1 protein-coding gene is annotated in these 466 nt (G+C 74.5%); it reads left to right on the forward strand.

Annotated features, from left to right (window positions below; all coding sequences use genetic code 11):
- Positions 1–118: 118 nt before the first annotated feature.
- Positions 119–466: hypothetical protein (locus tag BJP32_RS17765; protein ID WP_233126880.1), on the forward strand; the 348-nt coding region annotated here is incomplete at its 3' end.

The following is a 466-nucleotide window of genomic DNA, read 5'->3' on the forward strand; positions in this document are numbered from 1 at the left end:
GTAGGGAAGAATGGAGTGCATGGAAGCGAAGCGGGCCGCGGACGACGGCGTGGAGCCGGCTCGCGGCGCCCCTGCTCCTGGCTCCCCCGGGGAAGCGGTGAGCGCCCCGGCGCGAGCTGTGGAGCCGCAACAGGCCCCGGCCGGGCGGCGCGGAGTCTCGCCCCCAGCCATCCTGGGTCTCATCCTCCTCACCGCGACCCTCGCCGCGAGCGGCTTCCTCGGCTGGCAGGTCTTCGGCACCACGTGGCTGGCCCGAAGCGCGGCTGCCGAGAGCGTCGCCCAACTCCGCGACCAATGGGCCACCGCGACCCCTGTCCCATCCGCCGAGGAGGGCCGACCCCCCGCGGAGCCGGTACCTGCCCCGGGCGAGATTGCCTGGATCCTGCGCATCCCGGCGCTCGGCCTCGAGTGGCCCGTGGCTGCAGGAGTGGACGAAGACGTCCTGGCGCGCGCCGTCGGCTGGTAC

The sequence above is a fragment of the Brevundimonas sp. ZS04 genome, from assembly GCF_001956865.1.
In the GTDB taxonomy this organism is placed as follows: Bacteria; Pseudomonadota; Alphaproteobacteria; order Caulobacterales; family Caulobacteraceae; genus Brevundimonas; species Brevundimonas diminuta.